Genomic DNA, 15,581 nt, shown 5'->3' on the forward strand with positions numbered 1-15,581 from the left:
CAAGAAAAAGTAATTTTTAATGAGCGTTGATGTGATGAAAACGACGCTCTTAATTGACATTATATCCTAGAGTTAATAGATTGTTTTTTGGGGACCATAAGTAGCCCTTAAATTCATTTTCTTTAGTAGCGCTAAAAATCTGGGTTCGGAGTGCAGGTTTCTGAAATAGATATTATGCTTTATTCTAATAATATGTGGAATCCTTAGTTCTAAACTTTTCTCTAATAGCTCTAACGCCTTATCTTTTTCTCCTAAAAATGAATACTTCTGAGCCATAAAAAAAGGAACGTTTACTTCATTTAAGGTTTTATCATAGTCTATGAGCCATTTAAAGATTTCATCTATTCCATTTTCCTTATACAATTTTGCAACCACCGGACTGTATTGACCTGTATTAGGATCTAACTCTAGAATACACTGCAACTCCCTAATTGCTAGATCATAATTTTCTTGAACCATATGCAAATCAAAATTAATCCAATAAGCCGTTATATAACCTTTATTGATTTCTAATGCTTTATTAGTATGGTCAATAGCCTCATCATAATTTCCCATTTGCACTTTATAAATAGCACTAAAGCTATATACATAGTAACACAATGGGTTTAGCAATTGTGCATGAGAAAGCTGCTCCATAGCTTCTTCAAAACGTTCGGTAACAAATAATATCCTAGCATATTGCATTCTAGTAAGGTAGTTTTCTGGGTCTAAGCCTATAGCTATCAAGAACTCTTTTTCAGCTTCTTTCCAATTATAATTAAACACACCCTCCAAAGAACCTAAAATACTGTGAGGTTCTGCGAGACCTCCATCTAAAGCGGTCGCTATAAGGGCTAACTGCCTTATGTTATTTAGTTTATCTAGAATGGTCCCTTGTGAAAGCCCAGTAAAAAGATTCATAAAATGCAAATCGGCCAAACCAGAATACGCCAAGGCAAATTCCGGATCTTTGTCAATTGCTTCTTGGTAATACTTGTTGCTGTTTTCAAAACTATGCTCCCCTCCATGATCCTTAAAATATTTCCCTTTGAGATATAGGCTATAGGCTTCCAGATCATCGGTAGGCATACGCTCTACTTGTTTTAACTCCTCCAAAGAAAGGTTAGCATTCAATTTTTTTGCTATTTGCTCAGAAATCTCTGTTTGCATTGCAAAAATATCTTTAAGACTTCTATCATAAGTTTCGGACCATATTTGATGATCCTTTTTGGCTTCTATTAGCCTAACTATAATACGAATCTTGTCTTCATACTGTTGCACACTTGCTTCTAAGAGGTAAGAAACCCCTAGGTCTTTAGCAATCTCAGAAGCCGTTTTAACGGTTTCTCGGTATTGCTCCATACTCGTACTAGAAATTACTTTAATTTGGGACATTTTATTCAAATTACTTTATATAGACGCCATAATGCCATCGGCATAATATTGATTCTCTATTTCTTCACTGAGATTTTTAAAAGGGATAATAGCGATGGTCTTGGCCTCTTCCCTAATTGTACCATTTAATAAATTATTACGATTGCTATTAAGATTGTAGAAAAACAATAGGACTCCAATAGTCACTATAATCAAGATGCTAATAATCGTAAGCCGAAATCTATACACCTTGGGACCTATAAAAGCTGCCCAAGGTTTATTAGTTGTAATTGACCCTTCTTCTAGATCCTTCTCTTGTACACCAATGAAGCTTTTATCCTTAACCTTCCCTGGGGAATACCCAAAATAATCATTAAAACAAGTGTTAAAGTAAGTGGGACTTGCAAAACCCACCTTATAAGCAACTTCGGCTGCTGTATAAAGGTTTGATTTTAATAATTCGAGCGCTTTTTGCAGTCTATATTCTCTGATAAACTGACTTGCAGATTCCCCCTTAATAGCATGTAGTTTTCTATGTAGTTGGGAGCGACTTAAACCAATTGAGCTTGCTAATTCTCGCACACCAAAATTTTCATTCTCCAAATTAACCGAAAGAATATCAGTTAGCTTAGCAATGAACCCATCGTCCTGCGAATGTGATATAGTAGACATAACCAAAATTTTCTTTCACTTATGGTTTCTAATTCTGTGAACAGTTTTTATTACCCCGAATTCTAAGGATAAGTTTTTAGTACTTCTACGTTTGAGAAATACTACCTACAGTCACTGTACTGGAAAACACAAATACAATTATGGTTGACTTACTTAAATTTAATCTTTATCTATTGAAAAGGATGTTACAAATCGTTCAAATAATAATAAAAGTAATTTAAAACAAACACCTCTTATTTAATCGCTATTTGGGATATAGAGGTTATAATTTTCGCAAGAATGGGTCGCAGTGTTATATACTAAAGCTCAAAAAACCTTGAGGAAATTTAATAAATATGAGGAGTTGCTAAATAGCGTAGAATGATACTTGACATAAAAGCAAGGCGTTTTGCTTCGCCTTTTACAATTTGTTATTCTGATGATTTTTATCCAGGTTAACTTACCTGGCTTTAAATGTTAAAGTCACCTTCTTAGGTTTTAGCGAAATTAGGGGGTCTATTTCCACGGCATCCATACTGGTAGTTATTTTATATTTTCTAATAATCTCTGTAATGGTAATCATCATTTCTACCATAGCAAAATTATTACCCACACACATTCTAGGTCCGGCTCCACATGGATAATAAAAATCACCATACTCCGACTTATCTAAGGCTTTAAAACGGTATGGATTAAATTGTTCGGGATTTTCCCAAAAACCAGCATATCGGTGCAACTCGTATAAAGACATCAACACTAGCGTATCTTTAGGGATAGATATCCCTTCGTATTTTTCATCTTCAATAGCCACCCTATCCATAACATAGGCGGGCGGAAATAATCGAAGTGTTTCCTCCAAACAATATTTTACTAGGGGAAATTTCCTTTCCCATTGTGTAAACTCCAATTGACTAAAAGCTGTTTTTTCTACGGACACCTCTTTATATACCTGCTGCTGAATATCTTGATGTTTTGCCAATAAGTAAAGCGCAAAACTCAACGCATTTGCCGTTGTTTCGTGTCCGGCCGTAAAAAGAATTAACACTTCATCTATCAATTGAGCATCAGGCATGGGCGACCCATCTTCATAACGAGCCTTCAATAACATATCTAAAAGATCGTCTACTTCTTGTCCCGCATTGCGTCTTTCTTCAATAATCTCTAAAAGAAGTAATTTAGACTCATCGGAAAGAGATAGGTGTTTTTTGATTTCACCGTTCATTTTAAACCACCACTTAAGATAGGGCTGTCTCATTTCCTTAATTAGCATACGCTGATTGGCCTCTGTAATATATTTTAGGCGCTGCATTTTATCACGGATATCCGTACTACTGAAAAGCGATTTTGCAACTACCTGGAAAGCTAAATCCCCCATTAACGGAAATATATCTTCTTCAGTCTCCGTAGGAATACGTTCCAATTCATAAAGTATGGCTTGATGCATTACCCTTAATAAATTTTGCAATTTCTTTTTGTGAAAAGCAGGCTGCACCATTCTTCGATGAGTCCTCCAATGTTCTCCATTAGAAGTTAAAATCCCATGCCCTACATACTTTGCCAGGTCAACGGTTTGTAAGGATGATTTTTGAAATTTTTTGTGTTGCTTTTGTAGAATGTATTTAATAAGACCAGGATTCCTGGTGAAAAGAACGGGCTTCTTAGTGGTTAAACGAATATTGAAATAATCTCCATAGGCTTCAAAATTCTTATGATGAAAAGGCAATGGGTTTTTAAGAATAGCCCTTGCATTTTTAATAACCTGAAGTCTGGAGACCAATTTCAAATTGTTCATTAGCTAAGAAAATTCCGTTATAAAAACAGTCTTATATAAAAACTGTAGACTAAAACAGTCCTTGTTGGGTGTTCCCTTTTATTCTTCCTAAATGTTTATAGGCTAATTCCGTTACTTCCCTTCCTCTTGGTGTACGCATAATAAATCCTTGTTGTATTAAAAAGGGTTCGTACACTTCTTCTATAGTCTCGGCACTTTCTGATACTGCTGTAGCTAAAGTAGTAATACCAACAGGACCTCCTTTAAACTTGTCTATTATGGTGGTTAGGATTTTATTGTCCATTTCGTCCAATCCGTGAGCATCTACATTTAAAGCTTTTAGGCCAAACCTGGCAATTTCTATATCTATTTTCCCATTACCTTTTATTTGAGCAAAATCTCTTACCCTTCTAAGCAGGGCGTTACAGATCCTAGGAGTTCCTCTACTTCTACCTGCTATTTCAATAGCCGCTTCTAAACTAATTGGTACATTTAAAATTTCGGCACTACGTTCAACGATAGTAGATAGCAATTCTGTGGAATAATATTGTAACCTGCTTTGGATTCCAAATCGAGCCCGCATGGGAGATGTTAATAATCCAGATCTTGTGGTAGCTCCAATTAAAGTGAAGGGATTTAGATTAATCTGAACTGTCCTAGCATTTGGCCCAGATTCTATCATAATATCAATCTTATAATCCTCCATAGCAGAGTACAAATATTCCTCTACGATGGGACTCAATCTATGGATTTCATCAATGAAGAGCACATCCCGCTCATTAAGATTGGTTAGCAAACCGGCTAAATCTCCCGGCTTATCCAAAACTGGTCCGGATGTAATTTTAATTCCTACTCCCAGCTCATTAGCCAAAATATGGGCTAGCGTAGTTTTACCAAGCCCAGGAGGTCCGTGGAATAATGTATGGTCCAAAGCTTCATCACGTTGGTTGGCGGCTTCTACAAATACCTTTAAATTTTCCAGTACTTGTTCCTGGCCCGTAAAATCATCAAAAGTTATAGGGCGCAAGGCTCTATCTATATCTAGTTCTTCAGGACTAAATCTATCCGTTGTAGGATCTAAATTCTCATTCATACTTCAAAGATAATGGAAATCGCGTTTCATTTACTTTAATATAATCCAATTCTCTACCTATAAGCCTCTCCATTCGTTTGCAAGCCCTATTTAGGAAGCTAAAAGAAATATTATTAACTCTAATTATCGCTATAAATAAAAAGACAAAAATAATTGGTACTTTCAGACTATGGAAAAAATAAACTTCTCATCTAACATTCTTCAATACATCCCCTTCTTTTTTGTTATATGGTCCGATGATTTACTCTCTGTGTCCGAGGTAACTGTAGTAAGGCGAAGTATAGAAAATGACCCTACCCTCACAGAAGACGAACGAGCCCTGCTTTATTCTTGGCTCAATAAGGAGCAACCACCAAAAACTAAGGTAATAAAAAGCTGGGCTAATATAATTTCTACTTCAGGCGTTAAATTAATTGAGAGCGACACCTACCCCCTAAGCTCATTCAGTAAAAAACTAGCCTTATTTAATGATCAAAATAGCGCTATTAATGAAAACCTGTCGGAAATAGAAATCAACCTAGGCATACAACCTAATCACTATCATCATCTATTTGAGGTAGAGGTGTTATCCGAAAAAACGTCGAACTATTACAATGCCAAGGAAATTAGCAACCTGCTTAAGGGTAAACATGCACAGGCATTAGAAAATCTTGCAAAATTGCTTTCTCATTCACTTTTCGCTTGGGAGGTCAATAGAAATTTAGATGAGTTTAGGAATAAGGTGCTAACTCAGGTTCAGTATTTGGGCGAGAAGGGAATTGGAGCTATAGCCTATCCAGAGGCCTATGGCGGAAAAGACGACATGGAATTATACGCCAATATCTTTGAACACCTCATGTTTTTAGATGGTAGTCTTACCGTAAAATTTGGAGTGCAATTTGGGCTTTTTGGTGGAAGCATTGAAAAACTAGGCACCAAAAAGCATCACGATCAATATTTAAAAGCCATTGGAAACACTAGTTTACTGGGATGTTTTGCCATGACAGAAACAGGGCATGGCTCTAACGTAAGAGGAATAAAAACCACTGCAACCTACAATCCAACAAATGATACCATTATTATACACACCCCAGGCAAGAATGATAATAAGGAATACATTGGAAACGCCCTTCATGGCACCATGGCCACCGTTTTCGCACAATTAATTGTAAACGGCAAGAACAGAGGAGTACATGCTATTCTAGTTCCCCTCAGGGATGATATGAATAATTCCATGCCGGGAATCACTATTGAAGATTGTGGTTATAAACTGGGCCTTAACGGGGTAGATAATGGTAAAATATGGTTTAATCAAGTGGAGGTCCCACGAGAAAACCTCCTAAATAAATATGGTGACATCAGTGCCGATGGGCAATATCACTCCACTATTAAAAATCCGAACAAACGATTTTTCACCATGCTAGGAACCTTAGTTGGCGGAAGAATATGCGTTGCAAAAGGGGCATTGGGTGGAGCAAAAATGGCCCTCGCTATTGCAGTAAAATACGCATTAAACAGGCGACAGTTTAACGATAACGTAAAAATTCAGGAAGATCTAATTATGGATTATCCATCCCATCAATTAAGACTAACACCTGCTATTGCAAAATGTTATGTTTACCATGCCACTTTAGAAAATCTAATGAAACAATATAGTGACAAAACCATAACAGACAAGCGAAAAATTGAATCCCAAGTAGCGGCTGTAAAAGCAACAATTACTTGGTTTTCTAATGAAACCATTCAGGAATGTAGAGAAGCATGTGGTGGTAAGGGATATCTATTAGAAAATAGGATACCAGACCTAAAGAACGATGTAGATATCTTCACCACCTTTGAAGGAGACAACACGGTATTGTTACAATTAGCTGCAAAGGGTATTTTATCTGAGTTTAACAGTGAGTTCAATGGTGGAGGTTTTACCGCCGTGTTAAAGCTAATAAGCACTCAGATAAAGGATAAAATAGTCACTATAAATCCCGCCTACTCCAACAAGGTAGACAAAGATCATCTTTACAATCCTAAATTTCATTTACATGCTTTTAAGTATAGAACAAGAAGACTAACCTATACCCTCGCCATGAGGATAAAAGATTACATTGAAAAAGGAGTTCCTACTTATCAGGCATTTTTAAAAGTACAAACGCACTTATTAGCATTAGGAAGAGCCTATAGTTGTGAGTTGGCCTACCATACCTTTGTAAAATTTACAGAGAACATAGAAGATCAGAAAAAACAGGCCTTATTTAGAAAACTTGGGGTATTGTTTGCCTTGCATGAGATAAGAGAAAATGCTTCATGGTTTTTAGAACAAGGATATATTGGTGGCACAAAGTCTAAAGCGATACGCCAAAGGGTAGAACGGTTAAGCTCCGAATTACGCCCCCATATTGAGGTTTTAGTTGATGGGTTCGGTATCCCTGAACATTGTATAACGGCCCCAATAACCTCATAACCTAAAGTCTATTCATTCTAGAGAAAAAATTTGCTCACCACCTCTATATAGATAAGACTACTACTTACGTCTATAAAGCTCTGAGGTATCTAGAAATTCTTGAAGTTCTATTTCCCCCTTGCCATAGACATAAGTCTTTGATGAACCAGAAGCAAAAAGCTCTAACAAATTAGTCGCATTAACCTCGGCAGATGAATTTCCATCTAACGAAGCTACAATATGATCTACCTCTAATTTACTTGCTTTTAGGCTAGAATTCTCCATTAAATTACATTGTAATTGAGCGGAAGCACCCTCTAGAAAGGCGTTAGCATTATTAACAGATTCAATTTTGGTCACTTGAGCAATTGCATATAACTTAAGCTTAGCCTTATCCTTTAGATTTATATTTAAGCTATCTCCTTCCATTCTAAAATCTCCAGAGCTCTTTTCACTCATAGCAACATCCAAATATTCCGTTTTCACTGACAGATCTGCCTTAGCATTAGAAGCCATATCTACCCTAAGCGCCTCTGTGTGGAAAGTATTCTTAGTAAAAACCTTGCCGTTATTGATCGTTATATGATACAACTGATCAAAGAACACTGTAATATTAAGTTTTTTCTTTCTAGTAATTTTATAAAAGGAGCTTATTCTAAGTGTTTCATTCTCCACAGTAAACCTTAAAACATCGATTAAATTATCATCAGCTTCTAATTTATATCCGTGGGGTTCTCCAGGTTGAAGAGATATTTCTAGATCATCTTCCAAAACAATGGCATTAAAGAAAGGGAGATCTTCTGAAACCTCAATCACATTTCTATTACCTTTTATCTTTGGTTGTCTTTGGGCATACGCAACTACGTTCACCATTAACAGCAGAACTATAATATATCTTTTCAATATGTCGTTTTTAAATTATTAAACTATTTCATTTTGTTAACTTCCTATACTCATGGGAAACCAACAAGCTAAACAGTCACCTTCACAAAGCCTACAACTAGTTTTAACAGCTCTTTTAACCCCGGTCTATACCTAATATCATAATCAAAAAAATAGTTCTTACAAGAGACATAACAATAACTAACCGGAGAATTAGTTATAGGATGGTTACAAAGACCAGTGCTTTGAAGATACAAAAAAAGTCCATCATAGGATGGACTTTTTTATCACTTAAATATATTTATTTAATGCTGTAATTCATCTTCATCATCGAATAAAGGCACATCTTGAGGTACAAAATCCTGAGTTGGAATTATATACTCCCCATTATCATGAACCTTACTATAGTCATAAGGCCATCTGTGTACTACAGGTAAAGCTCCAGGCCAGTTTCCATGAACATGCTCTACTGGTGTAGTCCACTCTAAGGTAGTAGCTTTCCAAGGGTTCTGAGTTGCTTTAGCACCATAGAACATACTTTTTACGAAGTTGTAAACGAATACTAATTGAACCAAAGCCGCAACTATAGCAAATACTGTCATTAACATCTGTACGTCTGCTAAGTCATCGAACATTGGGAAAGCTGTATTCTCGTAGTATCTACGTGGCACACCTGCCATACCTACAAAGTGCATTGGGAAAAACACCCCATAAGAACACACTGCAGTAACCCAGAAGTGAACATATCCCATATTCTTATTCATCATTCTACCGAACATTTTTGGGAACCAGTGATATATACCCGCAAACATACCATAAAGTGCAGAAATACCCATTACCAAGTGGAAGTGAGCAATTACGAAATAAGTATCGTGAACGTTAATATCTAAGGTACTATCCCCTAAAATAATACCGGTAAGACCACCAGATATAAAGGTAGAAACCATACCAATAGAGAATAACATAGCAGGGTTAAACTGAATGTTACCTTTCCATAGGGTTGTAATCCAGTTAAAGGCTTTTACTGCAGAAGGAATTGCAATCAACAATGTAGTAAAGGTAAATACAGATCCTAAAAATGGATTCATCCCAGAAACGAACATGTGGTGACCCCAAACTATAGTTGATAAGAAAGCAATTGCCAAAATAGAGGCGATCATAGCACGATATCCAAAAATTGGTTTTCGAGCGTTAACCGCCATTACTTCAGAAACAATACCCATTGCAGGTAGAATTACAATGTATACCTCTGGGTGACCTAAGAACCAGAACAAGTGCTCATACAATACTGGAGATCCTCCTTGGTAGTGTAATACTTCACCTTGAATAAAAATATCTGAAAGGAAGAAAGAAGTACCAAAACTTCTATCCATAATCAACAACAAGGCTGCTGATAAAAGAACGGGGAAAGAAACCACCCCAATAATAGCAGTAACAAAAAATGCCCAAACTGTTAATGGGAGTCTAGTCATAGACATCCCCTCAGTTCTAAGGTTAATTACGGTAACAATATAGTTTAATGAACCCAATAGGGATTGAACTATAAAGAAGAACATTGATACCAACCAAAGTGTCATTCCTAAACCAGAACCAGGTTGCGCCATTGGCAGGGCACTTAATGGAGGATATACCGTCCATCCAGCTGCTGCAGGGCCTGCCTCTAAAAACAAGGAAGACAACATTATAATACAAGCAACGAAGAATATCCAAAAAGATAACATATTCAAGAAACCAGAAGCCATATCTCTAGCTCCGATTTGCAATGGAATAAGTAAGTTACTAAAGGTACCACTAAGTCCGGCTGTTAACAGGAAGAAAACCATTAGAGTACCATGAATAGTTACCAAAGCTAGGTAAACATCTGCATCCATAACACCTCCTGGCGCCCATTTCCCTAATAAAGCTTCAAATATTACAAAAGACTCTCCCGGCCATGCCAACTGCATCCTAAACAATACTGACATAAGGATACCTAGAGCACCCATAATCAAACCAGTGATCAGATATTGCTTAGCAATCATCTTATGATCCTGACTAAAAATATATTTGGTCACAAAGGTTTCCTTGTGATGGTGTCCGTGATCACCTGAATGATCTTCTACATGTGCGTTAGCTGTTACAGACATAGTTGTAAATTTATATTTTTTTAACGTTATTAATTAATATCGAACTATTGTTGACCGGCAATTGAGTTTCCAAAAGTCTGTTGACTTTCAATCCACTTATTAAATTCCTCTTCAGTTTCAACAATAATTTTCATCTGCATATTATAGTGCGATTTTCCACAAATCTTATTACACAACAACACGTAGTCAAACTCCCATGGATCACTGTTATCTTCACCATTAGCAGCTCTTTCAGCTCGTAGCTTATTTATCCCATTTACTTTGTCGATAACATCTGGCTTTTGCCTCATTTCAGCCGTAGTAATGGTCGGAGTAAAAGAGAATTGAGTAACCATCCCAGGAACACAGTTCATTTGCATTCTAAAGTGTGGCATATATGCAGAGTGAAGAACATCTTGCGATCGTATTTTAAAGTTCACTTTTCTACCTACAGGTAAGTGTACTTCCTTAACAACAATATCATCTGATGCATTAGGATCTGAATTATCGATACCGAGAACGTTTGCATTATCAATATCAATCATTCTCACATTGGCGTCACCAAGTACGTTATCATCTCCAGCGTATCTAGCTGTCCAGCCAAACTGTTGAGCGTACAACTCTATTATTAATGGATCATCGTCATCATTAATATCCATAATATTGGTCCATGCATATAGCCCCCAAAGAATAAGTCCAGACAATACTATTACTGGAATAATAGTCCAGATAAACTCTAAACGGTCATTATCTGCGTAGAATAATGCTTTTTTACCCTTCTCTCCTCTGTACTTATAAGCGAAAAAGTGTAACAAAAACTGAGTGATAGTTTGTACAAAGAAAATTACTAGCATAGAAGCTAACATCAAGGAATCATAATCGCTTCCATGCTCAGATGCAGCTTCAGGTAAAAGGGTTTTAGTGTATTTTACAAAACTAAAGATGGTAATTCCATAAAGAAAGATCATAAACACCACCATTAGATACCCATTGTACTTATTATCGGTATCGTTAGCAATTTGGTCATTGCTCCTTCCGATCTGTGCCAATTCGAATATCTTGGTCATTTGCCAAATGGCAATTCCAACTAATATTAAAACAATTATGGTTAATAATGCAGTCATCGTATGATTTGAAATTATACTTATTTAAAAACTAATAGTGAAAATGTTTACTTTCCTCGATAAACGGATTTCGTTTTGGTTGTAAAGGCGCTTTTGTAAGTGACCTAAATACCACGAATATAAACAAGCCCGTAAAGAACAATACCGAAGAAATTTCTGGAATACCTATAGACCACTGATCACCTACTGTTGCAGGCATTATAGCCACATAAACATTCATATAATGTCCTACTAAAATAACGATCCCTGTCATTACAACGAACCAGTTGACCCTTTTAAAGTCGCTATTCATTAAGAGTAGCAATGGGAATAAAAAGTTAATCGCTACCATTCCCAAAAATGGAAGTCTATAATCTGAGATTCTAGTAACGAAATACGTTACCTCCTCTGGTATGTTTGCATACCAAATAAGCATGAATTGAGAGAACCAAAGGTAAGCCCAAAAGATACTAATCCCGAACATAAACTTCGCTAAATCATGGATATGGCTATCGTTTACATCCTTTAAATATCCTTTAGATTTTAAGTAAACAGTTACCAGGGCTATTACCGTAATTCCAGTAACAAACATACCTGCAAAAATATACCATCCAAAAAGGGTACTAAACCAGTGAGGGTCTACACTCATTATCCAATCCCAAGACATCATGGATTCTGTAATAAGGTAGAACACTAAGAATCCCGCTGAGATTCTAAAGTTTAGTTTAAAGTTTTTATCGTCATTCGCTTCATCCTGTGCAAGAGATAATTTTCTTGAGTATTCTCTATACAGAATCCATCCAGCCAAGAAAATTGCTGCTCTAATTAAAAAGAACGGTCCGTTAAGATAGCCAGACTTTGCTTGTATTAATGCGTCATTTGCTACCACCTCTGGATCCATCCATACAAATAGGTGGTTCAGGTGCGCTACGGACAGCACTAAAATTATAAATACAATTATCCCTCCAGGAACCAGGTAGGCGGTTATCCCTTCCATTACCCTAAACAGTAATGGGGACCATCCCGCTTGGGCTGCTCGCTGTATTGCATAAAATGCTAATGCACCTAGAGCAATCATCATAAAGAAAAGAGCTGCCACATATAATGCGGCCCAAGGTTTATTTTGTAATTGATGTAATAAATGCACATCATGTGAAGGGTCATGAGCCTGTGCTACCACATGCGCATCTCCGTGTCCATCGTTATGGGATGCAACCATTGCTTTTGCATCTTCCACTGTACTTGGTGCAGTCATAAAACCGATGCCAATTCCCAATACGCCCACAGCCATTAGGATGAAGGAAGCAATTTTTAATCTATTTGAAAAAGTATACATATTGCTAATATCTAGATCTTATTTTGTTAAATCTTCTTTCAAGGTCATTACGTATTCAGCTACTTGCCAGCGCTCTTTTATATCTAGCTGCCCAGCATAAGAACCCATGGAGTTAAGGCCATAGTAAATAACATGATAGGTAGACCCTACCGTTACGTTCCTAGCAACATCAGCATAACTTGGCACTCCAAGTATTTTTTCTCTTTTTACCAAATTACCTTGACCATCACCCTTATCGCCATGGCAAAGGGAACAATAGATAGCATAAAGCTCTTTACCTTTCTGTAGGTTCTCTTCTCTATTTAAAGAATCTAATGGACTTGGGTTAACTCTTGACTGCTCTTTGCCTTCAATTGTATTCTCTATCCCATAAGGAATCCAACCTCTTGCTATAGTATTATCTGCTGGCAGACCCGCAGAACTACCATCTGGAAGGAAATCTACTTGTTGGTATGTTTCATAACCCACGGATTTGTACATATCGGGCATAAACTCGAAATTTCTATTACGGTTATTAGCACATGAAGCAACTAATAATACCAAACCAAGTACAATCCCTATTTTGCTAAAATTATTCATAATTTCTATGACTACTTTTCTGTAATATTAATTTCGACTGCTCCTGTATCTAACAACAAATCCATAAGTTCTTTTTCGTTGTTATGAATTTCTATTTCCATTAGGAAATGATCGTCTGTTGTTCTTACATCTGGATTCTCAGCTTCTTTAAAAGGCCACAATTTACTTCTTAAGTAGAAAGTGATTACCATAAGGTGAGCTGCAAAGAAAACAGTTAGCTCAAACATAATCGGAATAAAAGCCGGCATGTTTTCAACAAAACTAAAACTAGGCTTTCCTCCTATATCTTGAGGCCAATCCTCAATCATTATGTAATTCATCATTGCAATTGCAATTGCTAGACCTACACACCCATATAAAAATGAGGTAATTGCTAATCTAGTTGGTGCTAATCCCATTGCCTTGTCTAACCCGTGTACGGGAAATGGGCAATATATTTCTTCTATATGATGCTTGGCCGTTTTCACCTTTTTAACAGCATGCATTAGCACATCGTCATCATCATAAAACGCATGTATAACTTTAGACGCCATATAATTATTTCTTATTGTTTAAAATCTTTGCTTGTCCTGCCCAATCATCTCTTTGTGCCCTACCTGGGAACAATTCTGTAATAGCATCTAATAAGTCATACTCCTTATCAGTCATACGCGCTACTTGTTCAAATGTATAGATCCCAATTTGATTAAGGCTAGCTTCCATTTGAGGCCCTATACCTTTAATCTTTTTAAGATCATCCGCCTGTTGAGTAATAGGATCAAATGTTCCCACCGCATTCAACAATTCAGAGACACCAGTTTTATTGTCTTTAAGAGGTGTAGCCTCACCCATTATTACGTTGTCCGTAATGGGCTTTTTCTCAGATACCAATGGTTTAACAGTAGAAATTTGGTATAAAGGCTTTCCAGCATCTCTTAATTTTTTATACCTATCTCCTGAAGATTTCAAGATGGTTTTTACTTCCGCCTGTGCAATCACAGGGAACGTTCTTGAGTAAAGTAAAAACAACACAAAGAAGAAACCTATTGTTCCAACAAATGTTCCAATATCTACGAATGTTGGAGAGAACATAGTCCAAGCAGATGGCATATAATCCCTATGTAAAGACGTAGCAATAATTACAAATCTTTCGAACCACATACCTATGTTCACCACAATAGATATAAAGAAAGAGAACATAATACTAGTTCTTAATTTCTTAAACCACATAAACTGTGGAGAGAACACGTTACAGGTCATCATTGCCCAGTAAGCCCACCAGTACGGTCCGGTAGCTCTATTTAAGAAAGCGTACTGCTCGTATTCTACTCCAGAATACCATGCAATAAACAACTCCGTAATATAAGCACAACCTACAATAGAACCTGTCAACATAATTACAATGTTCATCAATTCTATATGCTGTACGGTAATGTAGTCTTCTAATCCACTTACTTTTCTCATAATGATTAACAAGGTATTCACCATTGCGAATCCAGAGAAGATAGCCCCAGCAACAAAGTACGGTGGGAAAATAGTGGTATGCCAACCTGGCACAATAGAAGTAGCAAAGTCAAACGATACAATAGTATGCACAGAAAGTACTAAAGGCGTAGCTAAACCTGCCAATACTAAGTGAACCTCTTCAAATCTTTGCCAATCCTTAGCACGACCTGTCCAACCGAAACTTAATAAGCTATAAATTTTCTTTTGGAAAGGTTTAACAGCACGGTCTCTGATCATCGCAAAATCTGGCAATAAACCTGTCCACCAGAACACTAAGGATACTGATAAGTAAGTAGAAATTGCGAATACATCCCAAAGTAGTGGCGAGTTAAAGTTTACCCATAAGGAACCAAATTGGTTAGGAATAGGCAACACCCAATAAGCCAACCATGGACGCCCCATGTGAATTAATGGGAAAAGACCCGCCTGCATAACAGAGAAGATGGTCATCGCTTCCGCAGAACGGTTAATAGCCATTCTCCATTTTTGTCTAAATAACAATAGTACTGCAGAGATCAGCGTACCGGCATGCCCGATACCTACCCACCAAACAAAGTTGGTAATATCCCAGGCCCAGCCTATTGTTTTATTTAATCCCCAGGTACCGATACCAGTAGATATCGTGTAGATGATACATCCAACCCCCCAGAGAAATGCTACCAATGCAATGGAAAATACAATCCACCAATGCTTATTGGCTTTTCCCTCTACCGGAGCAGCGATGTCCATTGTTACATCATGGTAACTCTTATCTCCAAGTACTAAGGGTTTTCGTATAGGTGCTTCGTAATGCGACGCCATAATTTAATA

Annotated in this window: 12 protein-coding genes; 1 reads left to right on the plus strand and 11 read right to left on the minus strand. The window is 36.9% G+C overall.

Annotation, left to right across the window (positions count from 1 at the left end):
- Positions 1 to 72: 72 nt before the first annotated feature.
- From H344_RS0109390 to ruvB, 4 genes are all read right to left on the minus strand, one after another.
- Entirely contained in the window at positions 73 to 1,374 is a 1,302-nt protein-coding gene (locus H344_RS0109390) for a TPR end-of-group domain-containing protein (RefSeq protein ID WP_026810089.1), read from the minus strand.
- A gap of 15 nt (positions 1,375 to 1,389) precedes the next feature.
- On the minus strand, positions 1,390 to 2,025 hold the full coding sequence (locus tag H344_RS0109395; protein WP_026810090.1) for a helix-turn-helix domain-containing protein: 636 nt from the start codon (positions 2,023 to 2,025) through the stop codon (positions 1,390 to 1,392).
- A gap of 439 nt (positions 2,026 to 2,464) precedes the next feature.
- Positions 2,465 to 3,796 (minus strand): cytochrome P450, encoded by a 1,332-nt coding sequence (locus H344_RS0109400; protein WP_026810091.1) that lies wholly within the window; start codon positions 3,794 to 3,796, stop codon positions 2,465 to 2,467.
- 49 nt (positions 3,797 to 3,845) lie between these two features.
- The gene (ruvB, locus tag H344_RS0109405; RefSeq protein ID WP_026810092.1) at positions 3,846 to 4,868 is read right to left on the minus strand and encodes a Holliday junction branch migration DNA helicase RuvB; all 1,023 of its coding nucleotides are present in this window, start codon (positions 4,866 to 4,868) and stop codon (positions 3,846 to 3,848) included.
- 169 nt (positions 4,869 to 5,037) lie between these two features.
- Here ruvB and H344_RS0109410 point away from each other — a divergent pair, with 169 nt between their 5' ends.
- Entirely contained in the window at positions 5,038 to 7,302 is a 2,265-nt protein-coding gene (locus tag H344_RS0109410; RefSeq protein WP_026810093.1) for an acyl-CoA dehydrogenase family protein, read from the plus strand.
- Between the two features lie 60 nt (positions 7,303 to 7,362).
- Here the strand turns inward: H344_RS0109410 and H344_RS0109415 are convergent, their stop codons facing one another.
- The 7 genes from H344_RS0109415 to nrfD form a co-directional block, all read right to left on the minus strand.
- Positions 7,363 to 8,184 (minus strand): GIN domain-containing protein, encoded by an 822-nt coding sequence (locus H344_RS0109415; protein WP_026810094.1) that lies wholly within the window; start codon positions 8,182 to 8,184, stop codon positions 7,363 to 7,365.
- A gap of 284 nt (positions 8,185 to 8,468) precedes the next feature.
- Positions 8,469 to 10,289 carry a cytochrome c oxidase subunit I gene (locus H344_RS0109420; protein WP_026810095.1) on the minus strand — a complete coding sequence of 607 codons (1,821 nt, stop codon included), beginning with the start codon at positions 10,287 to 10,289 and terminating at the stop codon, positions 8,469 to 8,471.
- A 44-nt stretch (positions 10,290 to 10,333) separates the two neighbouring features.
- On the minus strand, positions 10,334 to 11,392 hold the full coding sequence (locus tag H344_RS0109425; protein ID WP_026810096.1) for a cytochrome c oxidase subunit II: 1,059 nt from the start codon (positions 11,390 to 11,392) through the stop codon (positions 10,334 to 10,336).
- 31 nt (positions 11,393 to 11,423) lie between these two features.
- Positions 11,424 to 12,707: a hypothetical protein gene (locus H344_RS0109430; protein ID WP_026810097.1), complete on the minus strand. Its 1,284-nt coding sequence runs from the start codon at positions 12,705 to 12,707 to the stop codon at positions 11,424 to 11,426.
- Positions 12,708 to 12,725: 18 nt separating this feature from the next.
- A complete protein-coding gene (locus H344_RS0109435; protein ID WP_026810098.1) occupies positions 12,726 to 13,286 on the minus strand; it encodes a c-type cytochrome in 561 nt (186 codons plus the stop codon).
- An 11-nt stretch (positions 13,287 to 13,297) separates the two neighbouring features.
- Positions 13,298 to 13,819 (minus strand): DUF3341 domain-containing protein, encoded by a 522-nt coding sequence (locus H344_RS0109440; RefSeq protein ID WP_026810099.1) that lies wholly within the window; start codon positions 13,817 to 13,819, stop codon positions 13,298 to 13,300.
- Between the two features lie 4 nt (positions 13,820 to 13,823).
- Positions 13,824 to 15,572, minus strand: a complete 1,749-nt coding sequence (gene nrfD, locus H344_RS19970) for an NrfD/PsrC family molybdoenzyme membrane anchor subunit (protein WP_084148763.1) — start codon at positions 15,570 to 15,572, stop codon at positions 13,824 to 13,826.
- Between the last annotated feature and the right edge of the window lie 9 nt (positions 15,573 to 15,581).

This window comes from Arenibacter latericius DSM 15913, assembly GCF_000424985.1.
GTDB classification, from domain to species: Bacteria; Bacteroidota; Bacteroidia; order Flavobacteriales; family Flavobacteriaceae; genus Arenibacter; species Arenibacter latericius.

Excerpts from the sequence above, each read along its gene's own strand:
- H344_RS0109390 (WP_026810089.1), bottom strand. The coding sequence starts at position 1,374 with ATGTCCCAAATTAAAGTAATTTCTAGTACGAGTATGGAGCAATACCGA.
- H344_RS0109395 (WP_026810090.1), bottom strand. The coding sequence starts at position 2,025 with ATGTCTACTATATCACATTCGCAGGACGATGGGTTCATTGCTAAGCTA.
- H344_RS0109400 (WP_026810091.1), bottom strand. The coding sequence starts at position 3,796 with ATGAACAATTTGAAATTGGTCTCCAGACTTCAGGTTATTAAAAATGCA.
- ruvB (WP_026810092.1), bottom strand. The coding sequence starts at position 4,868 with ATGAATGAGAATTTAGATCCTACAACGGATAGATTTAGTCCTGAAGAA.
- H344_RS0109410 (WP_026810093.1), top strand. The coding sequence starts at position 5,038 with ATGGAAAAAATAAACTTCTCATCTAACATTCTTCAATACATCCCCTTC.
- H344_RS0109420 (WP_026810095.1), bottom strand. The coding sequence starts at position 10,289 with ATGTCTGTAACAGCTAACGCACATGTAGAAGATCATTCAGGTGATCAC.
- H344_RS0109425 (WP_026810096.1), bottom strand. The coding sequence starts at position 11,392 with ATGACTGCATTATTAACCATAATTGTTTTAATATTAGTTGGAATTGCC.
- H344_RS0109430 (WP_026810097.1), bottom strand. The coding sequence starts at position 12,707 with ATGTATACTTTTTCAAATAGATTAAAAATTGCTTCCTTCATCCTAATG.
- H344_RS0109435 (WP_026810098.1), bottom strand. The coding sequence starts at position 13,286 with ATGAATAATTTTAGCAAAATAGGGATTGTACTTGGTTTGGTATTATTA.
- H344_RS0109440 (WP_026810099.1), bottom strand. The coding sequence starts at position 13,819 with ATGGCGTCTAAAGTTATACATGCGTTTTATGATGATGACGATGTGCTA.
- nrfD (WP_084148763.1), bottom strand. The coding sequence starts at position 15,572 with ATGGCGTCGCATTACGAAGCACCTATACGAAAACCCTTAGTACTTGGA.